This window comes from Streptomyces sp. NPDC052773 (genome assembly GCF_044547145.1).
GTDB lineage: Bacteria > Actinomycetota > Actinomycetes > Streptomycetales > Streptomycetaceae > Streptomyces.
Genome location: NZ_JBITZX010000011.1, coordinates 246097 through 272723, shown reverse-complemented (window position 1 = coordinate 272723; position 26627 = coordinate 246097). Strand labels below are relative to the sequence as shown.

Annotated in this window: 25 protein-coding genes and 1 pseudogene; 8 read left to right on the top strand and 18 right to left on the bottom strand. The window is 73.6% G+C overall.

Going from position 1 to position 26627, the window contains the following annotated elements; genetic code table 11:
• Positions 1-16: 16 nt before the first annotated feature.
• Positions 17-463 (top strand): DUF6314 family protein, encoded by a 447-nt coding sequence (locus ACIG0D_RS24700; RefSeq protein ID WP_399804676.1) that lies wholly within the window; start codon positions 17-19, stop codon positions 461-463.
• Here the strand turns inward: ACIG0D_RS24700 and ACIG0D_RS24695 are convergent.
• Both ACIG0D_RS24695 and ACIG0D_RS24690 read right to left on the bottom strand, forming a co-directional pair.
• Positions 445-1068 (bottom strand): histidine phosphatase family protein, encoded by a 624-nt coding sequence (locus ACIG0D_RS24695; RefSeq protein ID WP_399804673.1) that lies wholly within the window; start codon positions 1066-1068, stop codon positions 445-447. The genes ACIG0D_RS24700 and ACIG0D_RS24695 overlap by 19 nt on opposite strands.
• A gap of 52 nt (positions 1069-1120) precedes the next feature.
• Positions 1121-1603, bottom strand: coding sequence for a GNAT family N-acetyltransferase (locus tag ACIG0D_RS24690; RefSeq protein WP_399804671.1), 483 nt, complete (start codon positions 1601-1603; stop codon positions 1121-1123).
• A gap of 89 nt (positions 1604-1692) precedes the next feature.
• Between ACIG0D_RS24690 and ACIG0D_RS24685 the strand changes: the two genes are divergently transcribed.
• Positions 1693-2307 (top strand): DUF6461 domain-containing protein, encoded by a 615-nt coding sequence (locus tag ACIG0D_RS24685; RefSeq protein ID WP_399804669.1) that lies wholly within the window; start codon positions 1693-1695, stop codon positions 2305-2307.
• Between the two features lie 184 nt (positions 2308-2491).
• Here the strand turns inward: ACIG0D_RS24685 and ACIG0D_RS24680 are convergent, their stop codons facing one another.
• Positions 2492-3934 (bottom strand): PLP-dependent aminotransferase family protein, encoded by a 1443-nt coding sequence (locus ACIG0D_RS24680; RefSeq protein WP_399804667.1) that lies wholly within the window; start codon positions 3932-3934, stop codon positions 2492-2494.
• Between ACIG0D_RS24680 and ACIG0D_RS24675 the strand changes: the two genes are divergently transcribed.
• Positions 3933-4859: a DMT family transporter gene (locus ACIG0D_RS24675; protein WP_399804665.1), complete on the top strand. Its 927-nt coding sequence runs from the start codon at positions 3933-3935 to the stop codon at positions 4857-4859. The two genes, ACIG0D_RS24680 and ACIG0D_RS24675, sit on opposite strands and share 2 nt — an antisense overlap.
• Positions 4860-4949: 90 nt before the next feature.
• Positions 4950-5135, top strand: a pseudogene (locus ACIG0D_RS24670) (DUF1918 domain-containing protein); the annotation flags it as partial.
• A gap of 187 nt (positions 5136-5322) precedes the next feature.
• Here the strand turns inward: ACIG0D_RS24670 and ACIG0D_RS24665 are convergent.
• A complete protein-coding gene (locus ACIG0D_RS24665; protein ID WP_399804748.1) occupies positions 5323-6645 on the bottom strand; it encodes a glycoside hydrolase family 10 protein in 1323 nt (440 codons plus the stop codon).
• A gap of 205 nt (positions 6646-6850) precedes the next feature.
• Here ACIG0D_RS24665 and ACIG0D_RS24660 point away from each other — a divergent pair, with 205 nt between their 5' ends.
• On the top strand, positions 6851-7726 hold the full coding sequence (locus tag ACIG0D_RS24660) for a 3-hydroxybutyryl-CoA dehydrogenase (RefSeq protein WP_165996865.1): 876 nt from the start codon (positions 6851-6853) through the stop codon (positions 7724-7726).
• Positions 7727-7967: 241 nt separating this feature from the next.
• Positions 7968-8225, top strand: a complete 258-nt coding sequence (locus ACIG0D_RS24655) for a hypothetical protein (protein WP_365765503.1) — start codon at positions 7968-7970, stop codon at positions 8223-8225.
• On the opposite strand, the gene ACIG0D_RS24650 is transcribed toward ACIG0D_RS24655, so the two are convergent.
• The 10 genes from ACIG0D_RS24650 to infC form a co-directional block, all read right to left on the bottom strand.
• Complete coding sequence (locus ACIG0D_RS24650) at positions 8222-8788, bottom strand: NUDIX domain-containing protein (protein ID WP_399804662.1); 567 nt, start codon at positions 8786-8788, stop codon at positions 8222-8224. The genes ACIG0D_RS24655 and ACIG0D_RS24650 overlap by 4 nt on opposite strands.
• A gap of 250 nt (positions 8789-9038) precedes the next feature.
• Positions 9039-10379 carry a transcriptional regulator gene (locus ACIG0D_RS24645; RefSeq protein ID WP_399804659.1) on the bottom strand — a complete coding sequence of 447 codons (1341 nt, stop codon included), beginning with the start codon at positions 10377-10379 and terminating at the stop codon, positions 9039-9041.
• A 261-nt stretch (positions 10380-10640) separates the two neighbouring features.
• Positions 10641-11693: a PP2C family protein-serine/threonine phosphatase gene (locus tag ACIG0D_RS24640; protein ID WP_399804656.1), complete on the bottom strand. Its 1053-nt coding sequence runs from the start codon at positions 11691-11693 to the stop codon at positions 10641-10643.
• Between the two features lie 237 nt (positions 11694-11930).
• Complete coding sequence (pheT, locus tag ACIG0D_RS24635) at positions 11931-14444, bottom strand: phenylalanine--tRNA ligase subunit beta (RefSeq protein ID WP_399804653.1); 2514 nt, start codon at positions 14442-14444, stop codon at positions 11931-11933.
• Positions 14444-15565, bottom strand: coding sequence for a phenylalanine--tRNA ligase subunit alpha (pheS, locus tag ACIG0D_RS24630; RefSeq protein WP_399804651.1), 1122 nt, complete (start codon positions 15563-15565; stop codon positions 14444-14446). The genes pheT and pheS overlap by 1 nt, the downstream gene beginning before the upstream one ends.
• 138 nt (positions 15566-15703) lie before the next feature.
• Entirely contained in the window at positions 15704-16846 is a 1143-nt protein-coding gene (locus ACIG0D_RS24625) for an ATP-binding protein (protein ID WP_399804648.1), read from the bottom strand.
• A 52-nt stretch (positions 16847-16898) separates the two neighbouring features.
• Complete coding sequence (locus ACIG0D_RS24620; RefSeq protein ID WP_399804645.1) at positions 16899-17747, bottom strand: TrmH family RNA methyltransferase; 849 nt, start codon at positions 17745-17747, stop codon at positions 16899-16901.
• Between the two features lie 114 nt (positions 17748-17861).
• Positions 17862-18245 carry a 50S ribosomal protein L20 gene (gene rplT, locus ACIG0D_RS24615; protein WP_016642495.1) on the bottom strand — a complete coding sequence of 128 codons (384 nt, stop codon included), beginning with the start codon at positions 18243-18245 and terminating at the stop codon, positions 17862-17864.
• 99 nt (positions 18246-18344) lie between these two features.
• A complete protein-coding gene (rpmI, locus tag ACIG0D_RS24610; protein ID WP_003977225.1) occupies positions 18345-18539 on the bottom strand; it encodes a 50S ribosomal protein L35 in 195 nt (64 codons plus the stop codon).
• 112 nt (positions 18540-18651) lie between these two features.
• Complete coding sequence (gene infC / locus ACIG0D_RS24605; RefSeq protein WP_166004705.1) at positions 18652-19302, bottom strand: translation initiation factor IF-3; 651 nt, start codon at positions 19300-19302, stop codon at positions 18652-18654.
• 388 nt (positions 19303-19690) lie between these two features.
• On the opposite strand from infC, the gene ACIG0D_RS24600 reads away from it, so the two are divergent.
• The gene (locus ACIG0D_RS24600) at positions 19691-20038 is read left to right on the top strand and encodes a DUF1844 domain-containing protein (RefSeq protein ID WP_399804641.1); all 348 of its coding nucleotides are present in this window, start codon (positions 19691-19693) and stop codon (positions 20036-20038) included.
• Positions 20039-20050: 12 nt separating this feature from the next.
• Here ACIG0D_RS24600 and ACIG0D_RS24595 read toward each other — a convergent pair whose 3' ends face one another.
• The 3 genes from ACIG0D_RS24595 to ACIG0D_RS24585 all read right to left on the bottom strand — a co-directional run bounded on the left by ACIG0D_RS24595 (position 20051) and on the right by ACIG0D_RS24585 (position 23285).
• Positions 20051-20782, bottom strand: a complete 732-nt coding sequence (locus tag ACIG0D_RS24595; RefSeq protein ID WP_399804638.1) for an SseB family protein — start codon at positions 20780-20782, stop codon at positions 20051-20053.
• A 65-nt stretch (positions 20783-20847) separates the two neighbouring features.
• Positions 20848-22053, bottom strand: coding sequence for a type VII secretion-associated serine protease mycosin (gene mycP, locus ACIG0D_RS24590; RefSeq protein ID WP_399804635.1), 1206 nt, complete (start codon positions 22051-22053; stop codon positions 20848-20850).
• On the bottom strand, positions 22050-23285 hold the full coding sequence (locus tag ACIG0D_RS24585) for a hypothetical protein (protein ID WP_399804633.1): 1236 nt from the start codon (positions 23283-23285) through the stop codon (positions 22050-22052). Before ACIG0D_RS24585 ends, mycP begins: the two co-directional genes overlap by 4 nt.
• Positions 23286-24395: 1110 nt before the next feature.
• Between ACIG0D_RS24585 and ACIG0D_RS24580 the strand changes: the two genes are divergently transcribed.
• On the top strand, positions 24396-25598 hold the full coding sequence (locus ACIG0D_RS24580) for an amino acid deaminase/aldolase (RefSeq protein ID WP_399804630.1): 1203 nt from the start codon (positions 24396-24398) through the stop codon (positions 25596-25598).
• Positions 25599-25659: 61 nt separating this feature from the next.
• On the opposite strand, the gene ACIG0D_RS24575 is transcribed toward ACIG0D_RS24580, so the two are convergent.
• Positions 25660-26607: a DUF2510 domain-containing protein gene (locus tag ACIG0D_RS24575; protein ID WP_399804745.1), complete on the bottom strand. Its 948-nt coding sequence runs from the start codon at positions 26605-26607 to the stop codon at positions 25660-25662.
• Positions 26608-26627: the final 20 nt, after the last annotated feature.

Sequence of the window (26627 nt, the reverse complement as noted above, 5' to 3'; positions counted from 1 at the left end):
CGGAGAGCGGTACGCGATGGGCGAGTTCTGGCCAGTGCCGGAGGTACTGGCGTTTCTGGCCGGGAGCTGGCGGGTCGAGCGGTCGGTGCGGGATCTCGCGAGCGGGGACGAGGGCCGCTTCGACGGAACGACGGTTTTCGGCCCGCTGGAGGGCGGTGCGCTGCTGCACCGGGAGTCCGGAACCTTCGTCTGGCAGGGCGTCGCCCGGCCCGCCGAGCGGACGCTGCGCTTCCTGCCGGGAGCGGCCGGCGCGGGGACGGCGGACGTGCGGTTCGCGGACGGACGGCCGTTCCACGACCTGGACCTGACGACCGGGCGCTGGGTCGCCGACCACCCCTGCGCGGCCGACCTCTACCGCGGCGAGTTCACCGTCCGCGAGCCGGACCACTGGCGCACGGTGTGGCGGGTCCGGGGCCCGGCGAAGGATCTGGTGCTGACGACGGACTACGCGCGCGTGGGCTGAGCCCAGACGCCGGGAGAGGGGCGGGAGGCGGCGAAGCAGCCGTCGAACCGCAGGTTCCAGCGGCCCGCGTACCCGGTCACCGTGGTCGTCGACAGCGGGCGGACGTCGAGGTTCCAGTACGTCGACGGGGGCGCCTTCAGCGCGTACACCAGCGCCGCGCGGATCACCGACGGCTCGGCCACCGCGACGATCCGGCAGCCGTCCTCCCGCGGCCGGGTGTCCAGCCAGCCGCCGACCCGGCCGATGAAGGCGAGCAGCGACTCACCGCCGTGCAGGGTGCTGCGCGGATCGGCGAGCCAGGCGTCCACCGCATCCGGCTCCCGGGCCATCGCCTCGCCGAGGGTCAGCCCGCGCCAGCGGCCCATGTCGCAGTCCCGCAGGGCGAGTTGCACCAGCGGCGCGTAGCCGAGGGCGTCGCCGGTGGCGCGGCTGCGGGGCGTGGGCGAGCAGTAGCGCAGGTCGGCCGCCGCCGGGGGCAGCAGCTCGCGGGCGACGCGCTGCACCTCGTCCCAGCCCGCCTCGTCCAGCGGCCGGTCGTCCTGGAAGCGCTCCGCGAGCAGCGGGGAGCTGCGCGCGGCGGCGACGAACGTGACCCGAAGTGCCATGCGGGGATGGTGAGGCGCGGCGGTGCGCGGGTCAAGAGCTGTTACCCATGAGTTACCCAGGGTTGCCCGAGGTCACCGTGGGCGCACCCGGCTCCTGCTCGGCGAAGTGCAGCGCCATCCATTCCTCCGGCCGCTCCAGCGGCGCGAACCCCAGCTTCGCGTACACCCCGTGCGCGTCGTGCGTGGCCAGCAGGATGCGTCGCAGCCCGTGCGACCGCAGCTCCTCCCGTACGGCCGCCACCAGCGCCGTCCCGACGCCCTTGCCGCGCACCGACGGGTCCACGTACACATCGCACAGCCAGGCGAACGTCGTCCGGTCGGTGATGACCCGGGCGTACGCCACCTGCTCCCCCGACCCCGTGTCGTACACCCCGAAGTTGAGCGACCCCGCGATCGCCCGGTCCTGCTTCGCCCGGTTCCGCCCGATCGCCCAGTACGCGTCGGTGGACAACCACCGGTGCACGCGCTCGGCGTCGACGCGGTCGGGGTCGGTGGAGATCTCGTAGCCGTCGGGGAGGCTGAAGTCGTCGGTCATGCGGGGAGACTGGCAGGTGCCGGGCGCCGCAGTCGAGGGGTTTTCGCAGGTCGTCCGGCGTTGTCAGTGGCGGGTGCGATGCTGCGGTCATGAACGGGATCACGACCGCCGCGGACTACACGTGGCTGGAGGAGCGGCACCCGGACCTCATGGAGGCGTACTGCGTCACGCTGGTGCGCGGGCTGACCGCCGAGGGACTGCTCCGGGAGCTGAGCGCCGAGCCGGCGGGCCGGCTCACCGGCGTGGCCGCGCTGGGCGAGCCGTCTTACGAGGTGCAGGCCCCCTCCCTGACCTACGTCGGAGCCACCACCGTCGGCGACTGGGCGCTGATGATCGAGTACAACGGCTACCTGGGCATACGCGACGCGGCGATGGTGCCGTTGTCCCGCGGGCGCACCGTGGTCTCCCACTTCCGCAACGTCAACGCGGTGGACCACTTCAAGTGGTACGAGGACGGCACGCTGCGCCTGCACTTCGAACCCCTCTTCGCCTACCACCGCGACGGCAGCCACCCCGACGAACTGCTCACGGAGATGCGCGAGTCGGGCTTCGACCTCAGCGAAGACGACGACCGGGACACCGGGCGCCACACCGAGGCCGCCTTCGCCCTCGCCCATCGCCTCACGGGGATACGCCTGACCCCGGAGCTGTTCGAGAGCGCCGAGTTCCGCTGCGGTGTCGCCCCGGTGCCCCGGTCCTCCTAGGGGGTGTCTCGTCGATCAGGCCGGATCAGCGAGCGGCGTCTGGTGCCGTGCATCGCAAGGCGGAGGAGGGAGTCGATGCGGAGCATCGGCGACCGACGACAACGCGGCGAGGCGCGGTGCCAGGCGTCGGGAGCCCGGCATGATCGGCGAGACACCTCCTAGGGCACCTCAGGAGCCACTCGCCCTAGAACACCTCGTCGCAGGCCGTCCGCAGGCGTCGTACGCCCTCCGCGATCTCGCCCGTGCCGGCGACCGCGGCGAAGCTCAGGCGCAGGTGGGCGGCGGGCGGTTCGGCGCTGAAGTAGGGGCGGCCGGGGGTGATGGCGACGCCCGCGCGCAGGGCCGCCGCCGTGAGGGCGGTCTCGTCGGTGCCTTCGGGCAGCCGTGGCCAGAGGTGGTAGCCGCCGCTCGGGATGTGCGGCAGCGCCAGCTCGGGCAGGTGCAGGGCGAGCGCGGCGGTCATGGCGTCGCGCCGGACCTTCAGCTCCGCGGACACGGCCCGCAGATGGCGCGGCCAGGCCGGCGAGCCGACCAGCTCCAGCGCCGCCTCCTGGAGCGGCCGGGGCACGAAGAAGGTGTCGACGACCTGGATGGCGCGCAGCCGCTCCAGCACCGGACCGCGGGCGGCCAGCGCGCACACCCGGAAGCTCGGCGAGGTGGCCTTGGTCAGCGAGCAGACGTGGACGACGACCCCGTCGGGGTCCTCGGCGGCGAGCGGGCGCGGCAGCGGCGGCGCGTCCTCGTGCACCAGCCGCCGGACGTAGTCGTCCTCGACGACGAACGCCCCCGCCTCGCGGGCGATCCGCAGCACCTCGCCCCGCCGCTCGGGAGCGAGGACGGCGCCGGTGGGGTTCTGGAACAGCGGCTGGCAGACGAAGACCCGGGCGCCGGTGGCGCGGAACGCGTCGGCGAGCAGCGCCAGGCGGACCCCGTCGGAGTCCACCGGGACCGGCACCGCCCGCAGCCCCGCCGCGCGGGCGATGGCGAGCATGCCGGGGTATGTCGGCGACTCCACGAGGACCGGCGCGCCGGGCGGGGCGAGCGCGCGCAGGGCGGTGGTCAGCGCGGACTGGCCGCCGGAGGTGATCAGCACCTCGGCCGCGGTGACGGCCCCGCCCGGGCCGCCGATGCTGCGTGCGAACCACTCCCGCAGCTCCGGCAGGCCCTCCATGGGCGGCCGGCCCCAGGCTCCGGGACGGCGCCCCGCGCGCGACAGTGCCGCGGCCATCGCCCGCTCGGGCTGAAGGGAGGGATGCAGATAGCCGCCGTTGAACTCGATCACACCCGGCGGCGGCGCGGCGAGGGAGACCAGCACCCCGGCGGCGTCCACGGAGCGCGGGGCCGGCTCGGCGGTGCCCTCCGCGCTGAGCGTGAGTTCCTGCCACGAGGTGTCCCCGGTGGGTGCGGCGGGCCGGCGCGCCTCGGCGCGGAACGCCCCGGCGCCGGGCCGGGTGACCACCAGCCCTTCCGCGGCGAGCTGCGCCAGCGCCCGGGACACGGTCACGGGACTCACCCGGAACCGTTCCACCAGCGCACGACTCGACGGCAGCTTTCCACCCGGAGAGTAGCGGTCGAGCTCTCTCCGCAGCTGTTCCGCCAGTTCACCCACACTGCTACGCTCTTGCATGAGAGCACAGAGTAGCGCTACCAAGCCGACGACGATAGCGGTCGACACCCCTTCCGCTCCGCGGGCCCGCGTCTCCGGCGGCACCCTGCAGGCCGCCCTCGGTGTCGTCGCCTTCTCCCTCACCTTCCCCGCCACCGCCTGGGGCCTGGAGGGGTTCGGGCCCTGGTCGCTGGTGGCCGTGCGCAGTGTGCTGGCGGCGCTGATCGCGGGCGGTTGTCTGCTCGCCCTGAAGGTCCCGCTGCCGGACCGCCGCCATCTGCCGGGGCTGGCCGTGGTCGCCGCCGGCGTCGTCCTCGGCTTCCCGATGCTCACCACCCTCGCGCTCCAGACGTCGACCACCTCGCACGCCGCGGTCGTGGTCGGACTGCTGCCGCTGACCACCGCCGCGCTGTCCGCCCTGCGCGTCGGCACCCGCCCGTCCCGCACCTTCTGGATCGCGGCCCTCGCGGGCGCCGCCGCCGTGGGCGTCTTCACCGCGCAGCAGAGCGGCGGCGGCCTGAGCACCGCCGACATCTACCTCTTCGGCGCGCTGCTGGTGTGCGCGGCCGGCTACACCGAGGGCGGCCGGCTCGCCCGGGTCATGCCGGGCTGGCAGGTGATCGGCTGGGCGCTGGTGCTGTGTCTGCCGCTGAGCGTCCCGGCGGCGGCGATCACGCTGGCGTACGAGCCGGTGACCCTCACGGCGCACGCCGTGGCCGGGCTGCTGTGGGTGGCGGCGGGCTCCCAGTTCCTGGGCCTCGTGGTCTGGTACCGGGGCATGGCGGCCATCGGCATCCCGAAGGCGAGCCAGTTGCAGTTGGCCCAGCCCCTGCTCACACTGGTGTGGTCGGTGCTGCTGCTGGGCGAGCACCTGACAGTGGCCGCCCCGCTGACGGCCGCGGCCGTGCTCGTCTGCATCGCCGTCACCCAACGGGCGCGAGGCTGAACGGCGCGCGTCGCCCGGTACCGCCCGGCGTCCACCGCCGTGGACTCAAGGCCACGGACCGCTGCTCCCGCGATGGTGAGGAGGCCCCAGATGCGCGCAAGCGTGGGCGACCAGCTTGTCCAGCACGGCAGGGTGGTCGGACAGCACGACAAGGTCGGCGAGATCGTGGAAGTGCTCGGCCAGGAGGGCAACCCCCCGTACCGCGTCCGGTTCCAGGACGGGCACGAGGGTCTGTGCTCCCCCGGCCCCGACACGGAGATCCGGCACCGGAGCACCCGGCCGCCGACGACCGGCCAGTCCTCGATGACCGACCGGCCCCCGGCCACGGGGCAGACCCCGATGACGGGCCAGTCCCCGACGACCGGACAGACCCCGATGACCGGGCAGCCCCCGACCACCGGACAGACCCCTACGACCGGCCGGTCTTCGATGCCCGACCGGCCCCCCATGCCCGGAGAGTGACTCAGCGCGCGGGGTTCGCCGGCTGCCGGTAGTGGTCGGCGATCACCCGCGCCATCGCGCCGACCGGGTCCGCCGCCACGTCCTTGGCGGCGAAGAAGACGTGCCCGCGCACCTGCGGATGCTCACGGGCCAGCGTCAGATGCCGGGACAGCTCGGCGGGGTCCTGCCAGGGCGCGGGCTGCGCCGGGTTGCCGGCCCGGTACAGGGCCTCGCCGATGTACAGCTTGGTCGCGGTGCCCCGGGCGACCTCGGACCACCACGGGACCAGCTTGGCGTAGTCGGCGGCGGCGTAGCCGATGTACCAGTAGAGCTGCGGGCAGATGTAGTCGATCCAGTTCTCCCGCACCCACCGGCGGGTGTCCGCGTAGAGATCGTCGTACGCCTGGAGCGCCCGGGTGTCCGAACCGCGCGAGTCGGTGGCCGCGTTGCGCCACACCCCGAAGGGGCTGATCCCGAACCGGGCGGCGGGCCGGGCCTTCTTGATCCCCGACGCCATGTCCCGCACCAGCCGGTTGATGTTGTCGCGCCGCCAGTCGGCCCGGTTGGTGAAGTCACCGCCGTACCGGTCGTAGGCCGCGTCGTCGTCGAAGCTCTGGCCGGGCACCGGGTACGGGTAGAAGTAGTCGTCGAAGTGGACGGCGTCGATCCGGTACTTGGCGACGGCGTCGAGCATCGCGGTCTGCACGAAGGCGCGGACCTCGGGCAGCCCCGGGTTGTAGTAGAGCCGCCCGCCGTAGCTCACCACCCACTCCGGATGGCGGCGGGCGGGATGACCCGGCACCAGCCGGCCCAGGTCCCCGTGGGTCGCGACGCGCAGCGGGTTGAACCAGGCGTGCAGCTCCAGACCGCGCCGGTGGGCCTCCTCCACGGCCGTGCCCAGGGGATCCCAGCCGGGGTCCTTGCCCTGGGTGCCGGTGAGGAACTGAGACCACGGCTCGTACGGCGAGGGCCACAGCGCGTCGGCCGCCGGCCGCACCTGGAAGATCACCGTGTTGAGCCGGCTGCGCACCGCCTGGTCGAGGTGGGCGATCAGTTCTGCGCGCTGCTGGGCGGCGCTCAGCCCGGGGCGGGAGGGCCAGTCCCGGTTGGTGACCGTGGCCAGCCACATGCCGCGCATCTCCCCGGCCGCCGCGCCGCCGCCCGCCGTCCCGGCCGACGCGTCCTGTTCCGGTCCCCCGGCCCCCGCGGCTGCGTCGTCGTCCGGCACCGGGCCCTCGTCCGCCGGCCGCCGCGCGGCCCGTCCCGGGGCGGCGGTGGCGTCCCCCGTCATCAGCAGGGCAGACACCGCCGCCGCGGCGAACGCCCGACGGGTCACCCGTCCCATCCCACGTCCCATGACAGAACACCCCCTACACCGCGTCTCCACGCGGTCACGGATCGTCTCCGGGCCCAGAATGCCCGACCCCGGCGATCGATCATCGATACTTGGCGGTAACGTGCACGAACGGAGCAGGCACGAAGCAGGCTCGAAGCAGGCCCCGGGACCCGGCGGCCCTGCCGCGGCCGAACGGATCAGCGAAGGGGACGATGTGACAGGCATCCCGGCGGGAGACATCGCGCGCGTGGGAGTGGTCGGCTGCGGCCAGATGGGCGCCGGTATCGCGGAGGTGTGCGCCCGCGCCGGACTGGACGTCAAGGTCGCCGAGACCACCGGCGAAGCCCTGGAGATCGGCCGCACCCGGCTGTTCAACTCCCTGGCCAAGGCCGCCGAGCGGGGCAAGATCAGCGAGGCGGAGCGGGACGCGACGCAGGCCCGGCTCAGCTTCACCACCGACCTCGGCGAGTTCGCCGACCGGGATCTGGTGATCGAGGCGGTCGTCGAGAACGAGCAGGTCAAGACCGAGATCTTCCAGGTGCTCGACCAGGTGGTGACCCGCCCGGACGCGATCCTGGCCTCCAACACCTCCTCCATCCCGCTGGTGAAGCTGGCCGTCGCCACCGCGCGCCCGGACCAGGTCATCGGCATCCACTTCTTCAACCCGGCCCCGGTGCAGCAGCTCGTCGAGCTGATCCCGGCGCTCACCACCTCCGAGGGCACCCTCAGCCGGGCCCAGCTGTTCACCGAGAAGGTGCTCGGCAAGCACGCCATCCGCGCCCAGGACCGCTCCGGCTTCGTGGTCAACGCGCTGCTGATCCCGTATCTGCTCTCCGCGATCCGGATGTTCGAGTCGGGCATCGCCAGCCGTGAGGACATCGACAACGGCATGGAGATGGGCTGTGCCCACCCCATGGGCCCGCTGAAGCTCTCCGACCTCATCGGCCTGGACACGGTCGCCTCCGTGGCGCACTCGATGTACGAGGAGTACAAGGAGCCGCTGTACGCCGCTCCCCCGCTGCTCCAGCGCATGGTCGACGCGGGGCGGCTGGGCCGCAAGACCGGTTCCGGCTTTTACACGTACGGCTGATAACGGCTGTCACCCGGTCGGCTGATCAGGGCTGCGCGCCCTGGTCCCGTACCGCTGACTACGCAGCGCTAGCTGCATGGGCCCGGCACCTGACGGAGGTGCCGGGCCCACGGCATTCACACACCGTGTGCGCGTCGGGTACGCATATGCCGTGCGCACACACTCCCCACGCGCCCACCAGGGGAGTTGACTCGGGGATGCAGCATGCAAGGGATGTGAGAGACCACGGAAAGGAGCGGTCGTGACCGCCGATCCCCAGCATTCCGTCTCCCTGGAGGAACTCGCAGAGTTACGTCGCCGCCTCGACGTGGCGTACGCCCGCGTCGAGGGCGGACTGGCCCTGCTCTCCCACCGCACCGAGGAGACCGCCAAGGAAGTCGACGAGCTGCACACCCGGCTCGTCCACCTGGAGCACGCTCGTTGGCCGTTGCCCTCGATCACGGCCGTGACCGCGATCGGGGCCCTCGTGGTGGCGATCTGGCAGGCCTTCGGGCGTTAGGGCCTGCCGGAGGGGCCCGGGGCCACGGTGTCCTGGCCGAGCCGGAGATGATGCAGCAACAGCAGTGCGGCCGCCATGTTGGCGGCCGGGACCTCGCCGCGGGCGACCAGGTCGGGGACGAGCTTGAGGGGGACCCATTCCCGGCGGTCCGACTCGAAGTCGTCCACGGGATGCCCGACGTACTCCCCCTCGTCGGTCCAGTAGATGTGGTGCCGGGCGTCGGTGAGCCCGTTGGACGGCTCCACGCTCATCAGGTGGCGCAGCGGTCCCGGCCGCCAGCCGGTCTCCTCCTCCAGCTCCCGGGCGGCCGCCGCCGCGATGTCCTCGCCGTCCTCGACGACGCCGGCCGCGAGTTCCCACCCCCAGCTGTCGGTGATGAAGCGGTGGCGCCACAGGAGGAGGACCTCGTTGGCCTCGTTCACCACCGTGGCCACGGCGACGGGCCGCAGCCGTATCAGGAAGTGGTCGAGGTGCCGGCCGTCCGGCAACTCCACATCCGCGAGATTGACGCTGAACCAGCGGTTTTCATACACGGTTTGTTCGTTCTGCTTCGTCCACTGCACGGTTCTGCCACCTTCCGCCGAGTAAGTGGCAATATCGCAGCAGGAGCGGGCGGGCAGCAGGCGCACGGCGGCCGCTCCCGGGGCGGCGGCGGGCGCAGCGTGTCGCGGAGTGTCGCAGTGGATCGCGGTGAATCACAGTGAATCACCGTGAACGGCTGTGCATCACGGTGCATCACGGTGCATCACCGCGCATCACCGCGCATCACAGCGCATCACGGTGCTTCGCGTGGCGGCCGGGCCGCGGGGTCGTCTACAGCGGTACGCGCAGCGCCCCGTCGATCAGCTCGGCGGCCTCCGCCGTACCGGCGCCGCCACTGCGCACCAGATGCTCGCGCACCGCGCGGAGTCTGTCCCGCAGCCGCTGCGATTCCATCCCCCGGGCCTGCTCCGCCATCCGCACCGCGGTGTCCACGGCCTTCTCGGCGTTGCCCTGGCGCAGTTCGATGGTGCTGAGCATGGCCAGCCGGTGCACCCGGCCCCGGTCGTGGGCGGGGGTGTCCACCGCCGCCTCGGCGTGCTCCCGGGCCGCCGCCAGCTCGCCCAGGCTGAGCAGCGCCTCCGCCACCTGGACGTTGACGAGGCCGGGCTGCACATAGCCGGTCTCGTCGGGCTCGTACCCGCGCCGGATCCGCTCGGCGGCCTGCTCGGCCCGCCTGATGCAGGACAGCGCGCCGCTGCCGTCGCCGAGATGCGCGTAGGCCTTCGCCTGCATCGCGTACAGGTCGGAGGCGAGGGCGGGGGTGATGTGCCGGCCGGCGGCGCGCAGCGCGGCCTCCGCGAAGGCCACGGACTGCCGGTACTCCTTCATGAAGAGCGACTGGTTGACCAGCAGCGCGATCACATACGCGCCGAGTCCGCGGTCCCCGCTGGCCTTCGCCAGCCGCAGCGCCTGGTGGAAGTAGCGCTGGGCGAGGCCGTGCGCGTCGGAGTCGTAGGCGCAGATGCCCGCGATGGCCACCAGGCCGCCGGTGGCCCGGTGCAGCTGACGGCCCGTCGCGTCGGTGTAGCCGCCACGCAGCAGCGGCGCGGCCTCGGCGTTGAGGAAGCCGACGATCCGGGTGCGCGTCGCCACCCCGCCGGTCTTGCGGTACATCTGCTCGTAGTGGGTGCGGGCGGCGCGCAGCATCTCGATGTCGGCCGGGGTCACCCGGTGCCGCCCGCCCCGGGAGACGTCCACGTCCTCGGGCGGGTTCTCCCATTCCCACACCGGCATCACGGCGGGGGTGCCGGTGACCGCGGGGGCGCCCAGTATGTGCGGGCGCTGCTGCTCGTCGGAGCGCCACAGGGCGGTGGCGCGCTCCACGAAGCCGGACAGCGAGGTGGCGTGCCCGCTCGGCTCGCCGCCGGGGACGCCGAGGCCGATGTCGTCGAGCGTGACCGGCCGGTGCAGCCGGGCGGCGAGCACCTCGCAGATCAGGTCGGGTACCTGACCGCGCGGGCGCTGGCCCTTCAACCAGCGGGCCACGGCGGTGTGTTCGTAGCGGAGCGCGAGGCCGCGCGCCCGGCCGGCCTGGTTCACGTGCGCGGCCAGTCCGGCGTGCGAGATGCCCGCCTCGTCCAGGATCGCGTCGAGCAGGGTGTTGGGCTGCATAGGTCAGGCCCCCAGGTGCTGGCTCGCTCGGTGCTGACAGCGTAGTGAATCCGGCTTCACACGGGGTGTGAACGGAGTGCCCGCATCCGGGCGGTGCGCGCGCTGTCGCGGAGGGTTTCCAACGGGTTGACTGAAATGCCTCGAAAGAGGCCGGGCCGTCGGCTCCCCCTCGTACAGTGCGGCGGCCCGTGCTCACGCCGTCCGCCCCGTCGCCTGCCCGACACTCCGTGGCGGGGCGGACGGCTCGGCCGGCTCGGCGACCTACAGGTGCCGCGTCGGCTGCGGGTGCGTCGTGGCGGAGCGCGCGGTTCCGCGCGCCGCCGAAGGGGCGCGCCTGCGCAGCCGTTCGTTGCGCAGGACCAGGAAGGCCACGTCGTCGGCCGGGGCTCCCTGGGTGTGGCGCAGCAGGCGCGTGAGCACGGCGGCCAGGAGGGCCTGGGGAGTTCGCGCGCCCGCGTCCAGCGCCGCCGCGAGCACCTCCGCCAGCGGGAAGAACCGGCCGTGCGCGTCCCGGGCGTCCTCCGCCCCGTCCGTGTACAGGAACAGCACCTCGCCGGGGCGGAGCGCGGAGCAGCGGACGGCGGGCAGTTCGGGCGGCAGCGGGAACGGGCCCAGCGGGGGCAGGGGTTCGGCTCGCGACAGCGGCTCCACCCCCGTGTCGAGGAGCCGGTACGGCCAGGGATGACCGCAGTTGAGGGCGCGCACCTCACCCCCGCGCCCGATCTCCAGCAGCAGGACCGTGACGAACTCCTCGGCGACCGGGCTCTCCCCGTCCGACCGGGCCCGCTCGCGCAGGTGGCGGGCGAGGGCGCGGTCCAGGCGGCGCAGCACCCTGCCGAGGTCGGGCTCGTCGTGCACGGCCTCGCGGAAGCTGCCGAGCACGGCTGCGACGGTGCCGATGGCGCCGATGCCGTGCCCGCGGACGTCGCCCATCACCGCCCGTACGCCGTGCTCGGTCGCGACGACCTCGTACAGGTCGCCGCCGACACGGGCACCCCGGTCGGCGGACAGCTGGGCGGCGGCCACCCGCAGCCCGTCGACGTGGGGCGGCAGCGGTCGCAGCAGCGTGCTCTGCGCGGCCCCGGCGACATCACGGACCTGCTTCAGCTCGCGCAGCAGCACCTGCCGCACATGCAGCATCAGTCCGGTGCCGACGGCGAAGAAGACCGCGCTGGTGGCGATCCGCGCTCCGAGCCCGGTCTGCTGGGCGAGCGGGCAGGCCAGCTTGTAGGTGACGGCCATGGCACCCCAGGCCGTGGGCAGCCCCAGCGCGAGCAGCCGGCGGCCGGGCGCCCGTGCCCTGATACGGATCATGCGGATGGCCCCCATATAGGCCCTGACAGCGCAGACCGACCCCGAAAGGCCGGTCCGATTCTGTCGCCGCATGCCCCGATCGAGCCAGATCACCTGATTTTGCCACTCAAACGAGTGAGAAGGATGTGGGGGGCGACGCCTCCCCCCCCAAAGGGGCGCGGGGAACTGCGCGACCAGCCACGAACGACCTGAAGCCGCCCACGGTCGCACAGCACCCCGCTCGGTAGGCGCCGGAAACTAACCTCGCAGCACGGCTCCGGTCCGCTCAGCGGCCAGCGCCACCGCCGCGTCCCGCGCCGCCGACGCCTCGTCCACGGTCAGCGTCCGGTCCGCGGCCCGGAACCGCAGCGCGTACGCGAGGGACTTCTTCCCGTCGCCGAGCTGCTCCGCGTTCTCGTACACGTCGAACAGCCGGATGCCCTCCAGCAGCTCACCGGCGCCCTCCCGCAGCGCGGCCTCGACCTCCGCGTGCGGCACCGGCTTGTCCACGACGAGCGCGACGTCCTGCGTGGCCACGGGGAACGTGGAGATGCCCGGCGCCTGCGGCGTGCCGTCGCCGGCCCGCTCCAGCGCGTCCAGGTCCAGCTCCATCGCGCAGGTCCGCTCGGGCAGTCCGAGCGCCTTCAGCACGCGCGGGTGCAGCTCGCCCGCGTGGCCGACGACCCGCTCGGCGCCGTCGGCGACGACGAGCAGCTCGGCGCACCGGCCCGGGTGCCACGGTCCGTACTGGCCCTTCCGGACGACCAGTTCGGCCCCGGCCTCGCGGGCGACGACCCGGGCGGCCTCGACGGCGTCGGCCCAGTCGGCCGGGCGGCCCTTGCCCCACCAGCCGGCCTGCTCGCGGGCGCCCGCGAGGACGACGGCGACGTGGCGCGGCTGCTCGGGCAGCGCGGCGTTCAGTGCGGCGATCTCCTCGTCGGTGGGTCGGCGGTCGACCGGCACGTGCCCGGCGACGGGCCGCTCCGCGCGCGGGTGGAAGACCAGGCCGGTCTCGAACAGCGCGAGGTCGTGCGAGCCGCGGCCGTCGTTGCGGCGCAGCGCGCCGAGCAGACCCGGCAGCAGCGAGGTGCGCAGCGCGGGCTCCTCGTCGCTGAGCGGGTTGACCAGCTTGACCACGCGGCGGGCGGGGTCGTCGGCGTCCAGGCCGAGCTGGTCGAAGACCTGCTCGCTGACGAACGGGTAGTTCGGGGCCTCGACGTAGCCGGCGCCGGCCAGCGCGCGGCCGACCCGGCGGTGCAGCCGCTGCCGGTGGATCAGGCCGCGGCCGGACGGGGGCTTGGGCAGGGTGGAGGGCAGGTTCTCGTAGCCCTCCAGCCGGATGACCTCCTCGGCGAGGTCGTTCGGCTCCAGCAGGTCGGGCCGCCAGGACGGGACGGTGACGATCAGCTCGTCCTGCCCGTACACGTCGCAGCCGATCTCCTGGAGTCGCCGTACGACGGTCTCCCGGCCGTAGGTGACGCCCGCGACCTTGTCGGGGTGGTCGGCGGGCAGGGTGATGGTGTGCGGCGCGGACGGGGCGATGACCTCGGTGACGCCGGCGTCGGCGGTGCCGCCCGCGAGCAGTACGAGCAGGTCGACGGTGCGCTGGGCCGCCGCGGCGGCGGCCTGCGGGTCGACACCGCGCTCGAAGCGGCGGGAGGCCTCGGAGGACAGCTTGTGGCGGCGGGCCGTACGGGCGACGGAGACGGCGTCGAAGTGCGCCGCCTCGATCACCACGTCGGTGGTCGCACCCTCCACGTCCTCGTGATCGGCGATCTCCGTGTTGGCGCCGCCCATCACGCCCGCGAGGCCGATGGGGCCGCGGTCGTCGGTGATGACCAGGTCCTCGGCGTGCAGCTTCCGCTCGACGCCGTCGAGGGTGACGATCTTCTCGCCCTCCTCGGCGCGGCGCACGCCGATGGTGCCCTGGACCAGCTTGCGGTCGTAGGCGTGCAGCGGCTGGCCGAGCTCCATCATCACGTAGTTCGTGACGTCGACGGCGAGCGAGATCGGGCGCATGCCGACCTTCTGGAGCCGGCGCTGGAGCCAGATCGGGGAGCGGGCCTCGGGGCGCAGGCCGGAGACGGTGCGGGCGGTGAAGCGGTCGCAGCCGAGCGGCTCGGAGATCTTCACCGGGTAGCCGAAGGCGTTCGGCGCCGGGACGTCGAGGAGGGCCGGGTCGCGCAGCGGCAGACCGTAGGCGATGGCGGTCTCGCGGGCGACGCCGCGGATGGACAGGCAGTCGCCGCGGTTGGCGGTGACGGCGATGTCCAGGACCTCGTCGACGAGTTCGAGCAGCTCGATGGCGTCGCGGCCGACCTCGGTCTCGGGCGGCAGGACGATGATGCCCTTGGTGCCGTCGTCGCCCATGCCCAGCTCGTCGCTGGAGCAGATCATGCCGTGCGAGACCCTGCCGTAGGTCTTGCGCGCGGCGATGGAGAAGCCGCCGGGCAGGGTGGCGCCGGGGAGGACCACGACGACCTTGTCGCCGACCGCGAAGTTGCGGGCGCCGCAGACGATCTCCTGGGGCTCGCCGGTGCCGTTGGCCTGGCCGACGTCGACGGTGCAGAAGCGGATCGGCTTCTTGAAGCCCTCCAGCTCCTCGATGGTCAGCACCTGGCCGACGACCAGGGGGCCCTTGAGGTCGTGGCCGAGCTGCTCGACCGTCTCGACCTCCAGACCGGCCGAAATGAGCTTGGCCTGGACGTCACGGCCGGTCTCGGTGGCCGGCAGGTCGACGTACTCCCGCAGCCAAGAAAGCGGGACCCGCATCAGATCTCCATCCCGAAGGGCCGGGTGAACCGGATGTCACCCTCGACCATGTCTCGCATGTCTTCGACGTTGTGGCGGAACATCAGCATCCGCTCGATGCCGAACCCGAAGGCGAAGCCGCTGTACTTCTCCGGGTCGACGCCGCAGGCGGTGAGCACCCGCGGGTTGACCATGCCGCAGCCGCCCAGCTCGATCCAGCCCTCGCTGGAGCAGGTGCGGCAGGGGCGGTCGGGGTTGCCGACGGACTCGCCGCGGCAGACGTAGCACACCATGTCCATCTCGGCGGACGGCTCGGTGAACGGGAAGAAGTTCGGCCGCAGCCGGGTCTTCATGCCCTCGCCGAACAGCGACTGGACCATGTGGTCCAGGGTGCCCTTGAGGTCGGCCATGGTCAGGCCCTCGTCCACGGCCAGCAGCTCGACCTGGTGGAAGACCGGGGTGTGGGTGGCGTCCAGCTCGTCGGTGCGGTACACGCGGCCCGGGCAGATCACGTAGACCGGCAGCTCACGGTCGAGCAGGGAGCGGATCTGCACCGGCGAGGTGTGGGTGCGCAGCACGACACCGGAGTCGGCGGTGCCGTCCGGGCCCTCCACGAAGAAGGTGTCGGCCTCACCGCGCGCCGGGTGGTCCGGGCCGATGTTGAGCGCGTCGAAGTTGAACCACTCGGCCTCGACCTGCGGGCCCTCGGCGACCTCGTAGCCCATGGCCACGAAGATGTCCTCGATCCGCTCGGACAGGGTGGTCAGCGGGTGGCGGGCGCCGGCCGGGACGCGGTCGTACGGCAGCGTGACGTCGACGTCCTCCTCGACCAGCACGCGGGCGTCCCGCTCGGCCTCCAGCTCCGCCTGACGGGCGGCGAGGGCCTTGTTCACGGCGCCGCGGGCCATGCCGACACGCTTGCCGGCGTCGGCCTTGGCGTGCGGGGGCAGGGCGCCGATCTCGCGGTTGGCGAGGGCCAGCGGGGAGGCGGGGCCGGTGTGGGCGACCTTGGCCTCGTGGAGCGCGTCGAGGGAGTCCGCGGCGGCGAAGGCGGCGAGCGCCTCGTCCCGCATGCGCTCGATCTCTTCCGGTTTCAACGCCTCGACCTCGACAGGGTCGTACGACTTATTCGGTGCCGACATCTCTTCCCGTGCTTCCGATTGGCTGGCGGATGGTCCCCGTGACCGGCCGGTGAGCTGGCTCGTCTGGGCCGTGTGCAGGACACAAAGGTGCCAAAGGCCGAGTCTAACGGGGTGAGGGTGTACGAATGCGCCCGTGGGTCACTGGGCGAGATACGCCGGTGCCCCCACGGGCAACGTAAATCGGAACTCGGCGCCGCCCTGGGGGGCGCGGCCGACCGTGATGGTGCCGCCGTGGGCCTCGACGATGCCCTTGACGATGTAGAGCCCGAGGCCGGTGCCGCCGCGCTTGCTGCCCCGCCAGAAGCGGGTGAAGACGCGGTTCATGGACTCCTCCGGGATGCCGGGCCCCTCGTCGCTCACCGTGACCGACGTGCCGGCCTCCTCCCCTTCGCGGGGGGACGCCGTGGCCGTGATGTCGATGGTGACGGTTCCCTCGCCGTGCCGCACCGCATTTTCCAGCAGGTTGCTCAGCACCTGGTCGATCTTGTCGGGGTCGGCCCACAGGTCGGGCAGCGGCTGCTCGATGCGCAGCAGGAACCGGTCGGCGGGCTGTCCTGCGGCGACGTACGCCTGGATGTGCCGGCCGACGGCGGCGCCGATGTCGACGGGCTGGCGGCGGACCTCGAGGCGGCCGGAGTCGATGCGGGAGATGTCCAGCAGTTCGGCGATGAGCCGGGTGACGCGGTCGGCGTCCGCGTCGACGGTCTCCAGCATCAGCCGCTTCTGGTCGTCCGTGAACCGCTCCCACTTGGCGAGCAGGGTCGCGGTGAAGCCCTTGACGGAGGTGAGCGGGGAGCGCAGCTCGTGGGCGACGGTGGCGATCAGCTCGGCGTGGCTGCGCTCGGTGCGGCGCCGGGCCTCGGTGTCGCGCAGGCAGACCACGACGCGGCGGACGGGCCCGGTGGGCTCGGTGCGCACATAGCGGGCGGAGACGAGCACTTCCCGGCCGCCGGGCAGCAGCAGGTTGCGCTCGGGCTGGCGGACCCGGATGGCGAGGCCGCCGTAGGGGTCGGTGAGCTGCCACCAGCGCCGTCCGTCCAGGTCCTCTAACGGCAGGGCCTTCTCCAGGCGCTGCCCGAGGGCGTCGGCGGCGCGCACGGCGGTGATCCGCTCGGCGGCGGCGTTGAAGCAGACGACGTGTCCGTGCTCGTCGGCGACGACGAGGCCGTCGGGCAGGTCGTCGGGATCGATGCCGAGCTCGGCCGCCGGATCACCGGCCGGGGGCGCGGGCGGGTGCCGCACGTCCCGTGCTCCCGGTGCGCTGCTCGTGCCGACGCTCATCCCCGTATCCCACCTCTCCGATGGTTGAGTGGGCCCCGAGCCCGTCACCCTACTAGCTCTCGGTGACGGTTCGGCACCCTCCGGAGGCGCGCTGGGCCCGGGCCGAGGCATAGAGACATACGGCGGCGGCGGTGGCGAGGTTCAGACTCTCGGCCTTGCCGTGGATGGGGACGCGGACCACGGCGTCCGCGAGGTCGCGGGTGTCCTCCGGCAGGCCCCAGGCCTCGTTGCCGAAGATCCAGGCGGTGGGGCCGCCCATGGTGCCCTTGTCCAGCTCGTCGTCGAGGTCGTCGGTGCCGGCGCCGTCGGCGGCGAGGATCCGCACCCCGGCGTCCTTGAGCCCGGCGACGGCCCGCTCGACGGGCACGCCGACGGCCACGGGCAGGTGGAACAGGGAGCCCACCGAGGCGCGCACGGCCTTCGGGTTGTACAGGTCGACGGAGGCGTCGGTGAGGACGACCGCCTCGGCGCCCGCGGCGTCGGCGCAGCGCAGCACGGTCCCGGCGTTCCCGGGGTCGCGGACGTGCGCGAGGACGGCGACCAGCTTGGGCCGCGCCTTCAGGATCTCCTCGAACGGGGTGTCCACGAACCGGCAGATCCCGACGAGCCCCTGCGGGGTGACGGTGGTGGAGATGTCGGCGATCACCTGCTCGGAGGCGAGGTGGACGCGGGCGCCGCAGTCCCGGGCCTCGCCGACGATGTCCGCGTAGCGCTCCGCGGCCTCCACGGTCGCGAACAGCTCGACGAGCGTGTCGCCGTACGCCGCGGCCTCCCGCACGGCCTGCGGTCCCTCCGCGAGGAACAGCCGCTCCTTGCCCCGGAAGTTCCGCTTGGCCAGCCGCCGGGCGGCGGAGACGCGGGGGGAACGGGGGGAGATCAGCTCGGGGCTGGCGGGGGGCATCCTCTTCTTCACCTTCAGCAGTTCAGGTTCGCGGTCTTCACCACACAGCAACGGACCCGCGGGCACCCAGCCCACGGGTCCGTTCAGTCACGCCGGCTCAGAGCCGGCGCGGTGTCACGCAGCCTTGGGCGCGTTGACGTCCGACGGCAGCGCCTTCTGCGCGACCTCGACGAGCGCGGCGAACGCGTTCGCGTCGTTGACCGCCAGCTCGGCCAGGATCTTGCGGTCGACCTCGATGTTCGCGGCCTTCAGACCCTGGATGAAGCGGTTGTAGGTGATGCCGTTGGCGCGGGCAGCGGCGTTGATGCGCTGGATCCACAGCTGGCGGAAGTCACCCTTGCGCTTCTTGCGGTCGTTGTAGTTGTAGACCAGCGAGTGGGTGACCTGCTCCTTGGCCTTGCGGTACAGGCGCGAACGCTGACCGCGGTAGCCGGAGGCCTGCTCGAGGATCGCCCGGCGCTTCTTGTGGGCGTTGACTGCCCGCTTGACGCGTGCCACTTTTTAACTCCTTGTAGCGGGGCCGTGGGTGTCCTCACACGGCCCGGTAATCGATTGGGTCCCGGTGTCTTGCGTGGTTCAGGCGCTGAGCGCCCGACCTCACTTGCCGAGAAGCTTCTTGATCTTCGCGGCGTCGCCCGGGGCCATCTCGGCGTTGCCGGTGAGGCGACGCGTCACGCGGGACGACTTGTGCTCGAGCAGGTGGCGCTTGCCGGCGCGCTCGCGGAGCACCTTGCCGGAGCCGGTGATCTTGAAGCGCTTGCTGGCACCGCTGTGCGACTTGTTCTTCGGCATAGCGCCGTTCTCTCCTCGTCGGTGGCGCTCCGGTGCCCGGTCACGAGAACCGGGCACGGTGGAGCGTCGTACTTGTTTCGGATACTGCCTCGGGACTCGGAAGTCCCCGGGATCACGCCTCGGCGGGTTCCTCGGCGGCAGCCTCGGGGGCGGCCTCGGCGTCGGCAGGGTTCTGCGAACGACCGGGGTTGGCCTTCGCGGAAGCCTTGCGGGCCTCCTGCGCCTGGCGGGCCTCGGCCATCGCCTCGGTCTTCTTCTTGTGCGGACCGAGGACCATGATCATGTTGCGACCGTCCTGCTTCGGGTTCGACTCCACGAAGCCGAGGTCCTGGACGTCCTCCGCGAGACGCTGCAGCAGCCGGTAGCCCAGCTCGGGCCGGGACTGCTCGCGACCACGGAACATGATCGTGATCTTGACCTTGTCGCCCTGCTTGAGGAACCGGACGACATGACCCTTCTTGGTGTCGTAGTCGTGCGGGTCGATCTTCGGCCGGAGCTTCATCTCCTTGATGACCGTGTGCGCCTGGTTCTTGCGCGCCTCACGGGCCTTCATGGCCGACTCGTACTTGAACTTCCCGTAGTCCATGAGCTTGCACACGGGCGGACGGGCGTTCGCCGCGACCTCGACCAGGTCCAGGTCGTACTCCTGCGCAAGCTCCAGGGCCTTGGCAAGCGGCACGATGCCGACCTGCTCGCCGCTGGGACCGACAAGTCGCACCTCGGGAACGCGAATCCGGTCGTTGATGCGGGGCTCGGCGCTGATGGATCCTCCTCGGTAGCACCACGCGACGGTCTGGCGGACAGCCGCGTAACGTCTGTGTTCGTTAGACCTAACCGCGCCGAAGCAGAAAAAATGCCCCGGACGATCACAGGCGGGGCTCCTCGAACTACTACCGGAGCACCGACGCGATCATCGCGGGGCGCGCATTCGGACGGATCGCCGCCTCGGGGACGGGACCGTCTGACCGGTGACCCGCCGCCCCGGAGGGCGGTCAGGTGGGAGTTCGAAAGCCTCCACTTGTGGGCCGGGCCCGTGAACTGTGAGGCACACGTGTCCGACCGGTCGTTACACAAGGTTAGCAGCCTCGCCCGGAAAGGGCTAACCGAGGCTGACTACGGCTCGTCCCGCCGCAGCCCCTATGGTGAACGCCATGAGTGAAGAGACGCCCGACTTCGACGCCATGACCCGCGACATCGCGGAGGTTCCCGCCGTCGAGGTGATCGTGACGGTGGCCGTCAACCTGATGAGCGCCGCCGCCGTGAAGCTCGGTCTGACCGAGGAGGGCGACAAGTACAAGGACCTGGACGAGGCCCGCAAGCTGATCCACGCGCTGGCCGGCCTGCTGGACGGCAGCGCCACCGAGATCAGCTCGTTCCACGCGGCGCCGCTGCGCGACGGCCTGAAGTCGCTCCAGCTGGCGTTCCGCGAGGCGTCGGTCGTCCCGGACGAGCCGGGCCAGGGCCCGGGCGAGAAGTACACCGGCCCGGTCTACGGCTAGGCACTCAGGGCTTCATCCGCGTACATACAAGGGCTCGCCCGGAGGGGTGGTCCCGGCCGGCAGCAGTGCCAGGTCGAGGCCGCGCACCAGGCGGGCCCTCAGTGTCTCGTCGGCGGCGAGCCGCTGCGCCACCGCGCGGGCGGTCTCGGCGGGGGCGGCGGCCGGGTCCAGCACGAGGGCGAGGGTGCCGTCGGCCTGGCCGGGGCCGAGGTGGGCGCGGACCACGGACGGTTCGGCGGCGACGGCGGTGCGCACCGCGTCCAGGACGGCCGGGTCGGCGAGCGGGTCGGTCGTCGTACGGCCCTCCGCCAGTGCCAGCAGCGCCGGGCCGGTCAGCTCGAACGGCACGGGTCCGGCCAGGTCCAGCACGACGGTGTCGGCCTTCTCGTGGGCGGCGGCCTGGAGCGCCTGATGCAGCGGTACGGCCACGGGGCGGGCCTGCGGGTCCCAGCGGGCGAGGGAGTCGGTGGAGGTGAAGGCGGGCAGCGCGGTGCGGCCCGCGGCCTTCAGGGTGGGGACGGCCATGTCGCTGGTCTTCTCGCGGCGCAGCCCGTTCTCGTCCTCCTCGACCTCGCCGAGCACGGCGACGACGGGGACCAGCAGCCGGGCGCCCTTGAGGGCCTGGAGCACCGGCTCCAGGGCGGTACGGTCCTCGGCCCAGGCCGCGAGCGCCGCGCTCAGCCGGGGGTCGGCGGAGCCGTCGTCGTCGGAGAAGCCGGGGTCGGGAATGTTCTTGTTCGCCACGGTCACCGACCCTATCGGCAGGCTTGGGGCACGTCGGCGGGGGGATGGGGCGGGGCCGGGGCCGGTCAGTAGCCGCCGTGGTGGCTGCGGCGGCCCCGCCACAGGACCACCGCGGCCACCAGGAGGACGCCGCCGACGCTGCCGGCGAGGGGGCCCGCCCAGCCGGAGTGGCCGTTCTCGGGGTGGGTGGCGTCGGGGCCGGGGCCGAAGTACTTCTCGCCGTAGGCGGCCGAGCGCAGGTCCCGCGGTTCCAGGCGGGCGGCGGCCTCGATGGCGGCGGCCGGGTCGATGAAGCCGAAGCCGCGTGAGTCGTCGCGGCCGTCGGCGGGGGCGTTGCGGGCGGTGTCCTCCAGGAGGCGCTTGATCTGGGCCGGGGTCAGGTCGGGGTGGGCGGCCTTGACCAGGGCGACGGCGCCGGAGACGAAGGCGGCGGCGGCGCTGGTGCCCCAGCCCTCGTAGTACTTGCGGTCCGGGTCGGCGATGACGACGTCGACGCCTGGGGCGCTGACCGTGGCGTACCAGCGGCGGGTGGAGAAGGAGGCGCGGGTGCCGAACTTGTCGACGGCGGTCGCGGCGATGACGCCCGGGTAGGCCGCCGGGTAGGAGATGTGGTCGCCCTTCTCGCCGCCGTTGCCGGCCGAGGCGACGACCACGGAGCCCTTCCGCAGGGCGTACTGCACGGCCTCGTCCTCGGCGGGCTCGGGGTGCGCGGAGGCGGAGTCGTCGCCGAGGGAGAGGTTGATGACGTCGGCGCCCTGGTCGGCGGCCCAGCGGATGCCCTCGGCGAGGGCGTTGCCGCGGGTCTTGCGGGCCTTGCCGCGGGCGGGGTCGCCGTCCTCGAGGATCACCCGGACGGGGAGGATCTTCGCCTCGGGGGCGATGCCCATGACGCCCTCGGTGCCGCCGTAGCCGTGTCCGTGGCCGGCGATGATCCCGGCCATGGCGGTGCCGTGCCGGGCCCAGGCGCGGTCGCCGCGCTTCGCGCCGAAGCCGACCATGTCCGTGCCTTCCAGGACGTTCCCGGCGAGGTCGGGGTGGGTGGCGTCGACGCCGGTGTCGAGTACGGCGACGGTGATGCCCGCGCCCTTGGTGGTCTGCCAGGCCTCGCGGGTGTGCAGGGCGTCCAGGGCCCACTGCTGGGCGCGGATGCCGTCCGCGTGGGCGACGGTGGGCGGCACCAGGGCGACGGAGGCGGCCAGGAGGGCGCTGAGCAGGGCGGCGCGGCGGGTCGTACGGCGGGCCGTACGGTCCTTCGTGGTGCGGCGGGTCATGAGGGCTGCTCCGTGGCGGCGACGACGGACTTGCGCAGGCTCCGCTCGACGCGGTCGGCGAGGCCCTTCGCCTCGTGGCCGAGGCCCGCCTGGGCGGGGGCCGTGGTGGCGCCGGAGGCCATCGCGTCGGTGGCGGGCTGCGGCTCGTCCACGGCGCGGCCGTCGGCCCAGCCGGAGACGGCGTAGACGACGACGGGGGCGTCGGTGAGCACCGAGAGGGTCCAGGAGGCGCGCTGGGCGTCGCCGAAGCCGGCGGACGCGGTGCCCTTCGCGGCGTAGGGGCGGGGCATCAGGTCGGTACGGCGGTACAGGCCCTCGTCCTTGAACCGTGCCTCCAGGGAGCGCATGCCGGCGGCGTCGGCCTTGGTGAAGAGCAGGCCGACGGTGGTGACGTGGCTCTGGGTGGCGTCGGTGTAGGTGGCGCGCAGCAGGCGCTCGCAGCCGGCGGGGGCGAGGGCCTTGCGCAGCAGCGGGTCGAAGGCGTCCGCGCAGCCGGTGTCGGGGGCGACGGCGATCCGGGTCCAGGTGCGGTCGGCTCCGCCGGGGCCCGCGCCGCGGCCCGCGACGGTGGGCGGGAACAGCCGGTCGACGGGCACGTTGTGCCAGAGTCCGGCGGCCGTGGCGAAGGCGCCGCGCTCGCCCGCGTCCGCGGAGTCGCCGACGAGCCAGCTGCCGGTGACCGCTCCGCCGATCAGTCCGAGTCCGAGGACCACACAGGCGGCTGCCGCGACCGTGTGCCGGCGCACTCGGCCGCCGAGCGGGCGGTACGGAGGCGGGTCGCCGAAGGAGTCACCGAGGGCGTGGGGCATCGAGAGTCCGGGGGCTGGTGGGGAGCTCCAGGAGTGCCTGAGGTCCGGTGCCGCCGGGCCCCGGCCAGGGAGCCGGGCGGGGTCCTCGGCGCGGGCGGGGTGCGACGGGGCACGGTCCGGCCTGCGGGCGGCGCCTTCGGAGTGCGGGGCGGCACGATCCGGCCGGCGCGCGGCGCCTTCGAAGTGCGGGGCGGCACGGTCCGGCCTGCGGGCGGCGCCTTGGGGGTGCGGGGGCGTGGCCGGGGCGGCGGTCTGGTGCCGGTCCGGTCCGGCTGTCCCGGTGGCCGGCCGGCGTACCGATTCAGCCGGGGCCGCGGCGCCGTCGGTGCCCGTCGCGGAGGCCGGCTCCGGCGGGACGGGGCGCAGCCGGGTGGTGCGCTCGGTGGCGGTCTCGGCGGCGGCGTCCGCGGAGCGGGGCGGCACGGGTCCGCGCGGCGGCGGGGGCGGCGTGTCCGGGAACCGGGCCGAGGCGGGCGGCGGGGGCGGGGTGAGCGGGGTGCCGTCCGGTCGACGGGACGCGCGGGCACTACCGGGGTCCCCCGCGCGGGCGCGGCCGGAGTCACCCGGGCGAGGACCACCCGTCTCCCCCGCGCGGGCACCACCGGAGTCACCGCCGCGAGCGGCCTCGCTCGCCCGCGCGTCCGCGGACGCGTCGTAGGCGGCGGAACGCGAGGCTCCGAGGCGGGCGGAGCCGTCCGCGGCGGCGGTCGCACCGCGCGGCTGCTCGCCGGGAATCGGGCCGCCACCGCGCGACTGCCCGCCCGGGATTGGGCCGGAGCCGCCGTGGGCGGGAAATGCGGCGGAAGGGGAGCCGGCGACACCGGCCGGGCCCCCCGCGGGCGACGGCGTGCCGCCCGCCCGCTCGGCCGCAGCCGGGCCCTGGGCGGAACGCGGGCCGCCGAGGCGCGTGGAGGCGTCCGCCGGGGAAGGCGTGCCGGCCGGGGCCGAGTCCGCGGAGGGACGCGGGGCACCGAGCCGCGCGGAGGCGTCCGCCGGGGAAGACGTGCCGGTCGGGGCCGAGTCCGCGGAGGGACGCGGGCCGCCGAGGCGCGTGGAGGCGTCCGCCGGGGAAGACGTGCCGGCCGGGGCCGAGTCCGCGGAGGGACGCGGGGCACCGAGCCGCGCGGAGGCGTCCGCCGGGGAAGGCGTGCCGGTCGGGGCCGGGCCTGCCGCGGGGGCGGAGGGATCAGGGCGGGCGGAGGCTTCCGTGGGGGTGGGTGGGGTGGCCGGGCGTGGGGGGATGGGGGCGTGCCGCGCGTCCGTGGTCATGCGCCCCCCGTTTCCTCGTACCGGGCCCGCTCCTCGTACGGGGCCACCCTCTGCCGGTACGCGAGCCGCCCGTCCGCACGTCGCACGCATACCCGCACGGCCGGACCGCCATCCGGCGCGGACACCGCTCCGGGGCCGTTCCGCCGTGCGTGCGCGCCACTTTACGGCGTGCCCGCACCGATGCGGGAACCAGTCCACGACCGCGGGGCATCTGCCCGGAACATCCCCCTACCCTGCGGTAATCCTGTCTGGCAGGCTTCGTTCATGACTGCGCGCGCCGCCGACCGGGCCCGTTACGACCGGGCCACCGCCCATCTCGACGCCCCGCTGGCGATCGTGGACCTGGACGCTTTCGACGCCAACGCGGACGACCTGGTCCGCCGGGCGGGCGGGAAGCCGGTCCGGGTGGCCAGCAAGTCCGTGCGCTGCCGGGCGCTGCTCGAACGGGTCCTGGCGAAGGACGGGTTCTCGGGGGTCATGTCGTACACCCTCGCCGAGTCGCTGTGGCTGGCCCGGTCGGGGTTCGAGGACGTCCTGCTCGCGTATCCGTCCGCCGACCGCGCGGGGTACGCCGAGCTGACGAGCGATCCGAAGCTCGCCGCCGCGGTGACCGTGATGGTCGACGATCCGGCGCAGCTCGCCCTGATCGACGCCGCGCGGGACGGTGGGCGTGAAGTGGTGCGGGTGTGCCTGGAGTTGGACACCTCGCTCAGGCTGCTCGGGGGGCGGGTGCGGGTCGGGGCCCGGCGTTCGCCGCTGCACTCCCCCGCCGAGGTCGCCGAGCTGGCGCGGTCGGTGGCCCGGCGGCCGGGTTTCGAGGTCGTCGGGATCATGGCGTACGAGGGTCATGTCGCCGGGGTCGGGGACGCGGTCGCGGGACGGCCGGTGCGCTCGCGGGCGATACGGCTGATGCAGGCGGCGGCGCGCCGGGAGCTGGCCGAGCGGCGGGCGGCGGTGGTGCGCGCCGTGCGGGCGGTGGTGCCGGGGCTGGAGTTCGTCAACGGCGGCGGCACGGGCAGTGTGCAGTACACCGTGGCGGAGGACGCGGTGACGGAGGTGGCGGCCGGGTCGGGGCTGTATCTGCCGCGGCTGTTCGACAACTACACGTCGTTCCACGGGCGTCCGGCCGCGCTGTTCGCGCAGCCGGTCGTACGGCGGCCGGGCGTGGGGGTCGTGACGGTGCTCGGCGGGGGGTATCCGGCCTCCGGCGCGGCGGGGCGGGACCGACTGCCGGTGCCGTATCTGCCGGAGGGGCTGCGCTACGACCCGCAGGAGGGCGCCGGCGAGGTGCAGACGCCGCTGCTCGGCTCCCCCGCCGACGATCTGCTGATCGGCGACAAGGTGTGGTTCCGGCACGCGAAGGCGGGTGAGCTGTGCGAGCGGTTCGACGCGCTGCACCTGGTGGAGGGCGACCGGGTGACGGCGACCGTGCCGACGTACCGGGGCGAGGGCCGTACGTTCCTCTGAGCCTCCTCCGCACCGCCGGGGCCCTCCGAGTCCCTACGGCCCACCAGGGCCCTCTGTGTCCCTACGGCCCGACGCTGCTGCCCACGCCGCCGCCCGGGTCGGCGTCGCCGGTGACGCGGATGCCCTTGGTGATGCGGTCCATGTCGGTGAGCGGCGGCCCGTCATCGCCCGCGTCGAAGACGAAGCGGACGATGACCGGCGACTCGGTGCCGACGCTGGACTGGAAGGCGAGGGACTGGACGTAGCCGCCGGGGCCGTCCGCCGTGGTGACCCGCCAGCGAACGAAGTACCCGGCGCGGCCCGCGACCGCGACCGGCCCGGAGTCGACGACCCGGTGGGACTCGATGCCGCCGTGGAGGCGCCGGCCGAGGGCGTCGCGGTCGTAGGCCTTGTCGGCGGCGTCCGCGATGTCGCCCTCGGCGAGGGCCTTCGGGGAGGTCTCGTCGGTGGCGGTGGCCGTGCGGGAGAAGACCATGCCGTGCCGGCACAGGCCGACGCCGCTCGGGCACTCGTAGGTGCCGTCGGTGGTCATCACGACGTTGTCCTGGCTGACGTTGCGGGGCCGGACCCAGCCGTCGAGCAGCGGGAACGTGATGCCGTTGAGCTGGTCCTCGACGACGGCCGGGTCGTCGGCGGACGGCTCGGAGGGGGTGGAGGGAGCGGAGGGGGTGGGTGACGGCGGCGGGGCGGGCTCCTGTGTGGGGGCCGTCGGCGTGGGGGTCGTCACCGGTCCGGTGCCGCCCTCCCCGTCCTCCTTCAGGAAGACCGCGCCGGTGACGATCGCCGCGACCAGGACGGCGCTCGCGACGGTGAGGGCGATGGCCCTGGACCGCGCGGTGCCGCCGCCCGGTGCGGTGGGCGGCGGCGGACCGGGGACGGGCGGCGGGCCGGGCACCGGGTGCCCGGCGGGTTCCGGGGCGCGCTGGTGCTCGGTCCAGGCCGTGCCGTCCCACCAGCGCTCGGCGTGCGGGGCCGAGGGGTCGCGGTACCAGCCCGGCGGCGGTGTCATGCTCATATCCCGGCACTGTA

Excerpts from the sequence above, each read along its gene's own strand:
- ACIG0D_RS24700 (WP_399804676.1), top strand. The coding sequence starts at position 17 with ATGGGCGAGTTCTGGCCAGTGCCGGAGGTACTGGCGTTTCTGGCCGGG.
- ACIG0D_RS24695 (WP_399804673.1), bottom strand. The coding sequence starts at position 1,068 with ATGGCACTTCGGGTCACGTTCGTCGCCGCCGCGCGCAGCTCCCCGCTG.
- ACIG0D_RS24690 (WP_399804671.1), bottom strand. The coding sequence starts at position 1,603 with ATGACCGACGACTTCAGCCTCCCCGACGGCTACGAGATCTCCACCGAC.
- ACIG0D_RS24685 (WP_399804669.1), top strand. The coding sequence starts at position 1,693 with ATGAACGGGATCACGACCGCCGCGGACTACACGTGGCTGGAGGAGCGG.
- ACIG0D_RS24675 (WP_399804665.1), top strand. The coding sequence starts at position 3,933 with ATGAGAGCACAGAGTAGCGCTACCAAGCCGACGACGATAGCGGTCGAC.
- ACIG0D_RS24680 (WP_399804667.1), bottom strand. The coding sequence starts at position 3,934 with ATGCAAGAGCGTAGCAGTGTGGGTGAACTGGCGGAACAGCTGCGGAGA.
- ACIG0D_RS24665 (WP_399804748.1), bottom strand. The coding sequence starts at position 6,645 with ATGGGACGGGTGACCCGTCGGGCGTTCGCCGCGGCGGCGGTGTCTGCC.
- ACIG0D_RS24645 (WP_399804659.1), bottom strand. The coding sequence starts at position 10,379 with ATGCAGCCCAACACCCTGCTCGACGCGATCCTGGACGAGGCGGGCATC.
- ACIG0D_RS24640 (WP_399804656.1), bottom strand. The coding sequence starts at position 11,693 with ATGATCCGTATCAGGGCACGGGCGCCCGGCCGCCGGCTGCTCGCGCTG.
- pheT (WP_399804653.1), bottom strand. The coding sequence starts at position 14,444 with ATGCGGGTCCCGCTTTCTTGGCTGCGGGAGTACGTCGACCTGCCGGCC.
- pheS (WP_399804651.1), bottom strand. The coding sequence starts at position 15,565 with ATGTCGGCACCGAATAAGTCGTACGACCCTGTCGAGGTCGAGGCGTTG.
- ACIG0D_RS24625 (WP_399804648.1), bottom strand. The coding sequence starts at position 16,846 with ATGAGCGTCGGCACGAGCAGCGCACCGGGAGCACGGGACGTGCGGCAC.
- ACIG0D_RS24620 (WP_399804645.1), bottom strand. The coding sequence starts at position 17,747 with ATGCCCCCCGCCAGCCCCGAGCTGATCTCCCCCCGTTCCCCCCGCGTC.
- rpmI (WP_003977225.1), bottom strand. The coding sequence starts at position 18,539 with ATGCCGAAGAACAAGTCGCACAGCGGTGCCAGCAAGCGCTTCAAGATC.
- ACIG0D_RS24600 (WP_399804641.1), top strand. The coding sequence starts at position 19,691 with ATGAGTGAAGAGACGCCCGACTTCGACGCCATGACCCGCGACATCGCG.
- mycP (WP_399804635.1), bottom strand. The coding sequence starts at position 22,053 with ATGACCCGCCGCACCACGAAGGACCGTACGGCCCGCCGTACGACCCGC.
- ACIG0D_RS24580 (WP_399804630.1), top strand. The coding sequence starts at position 24,396 with ATGACTGCGCGCGCCGCCGACCGGGCCCGTTACGACCGGGCCACCGCC.
- ACIG0D_RS24575 (WP_399804745.1), bottom strand. The coding sequence starts at position 26,607 with ATGACACCGCCGCCGGGCTGGTACCGCGACCCCTCGGCCCCGCACGCC.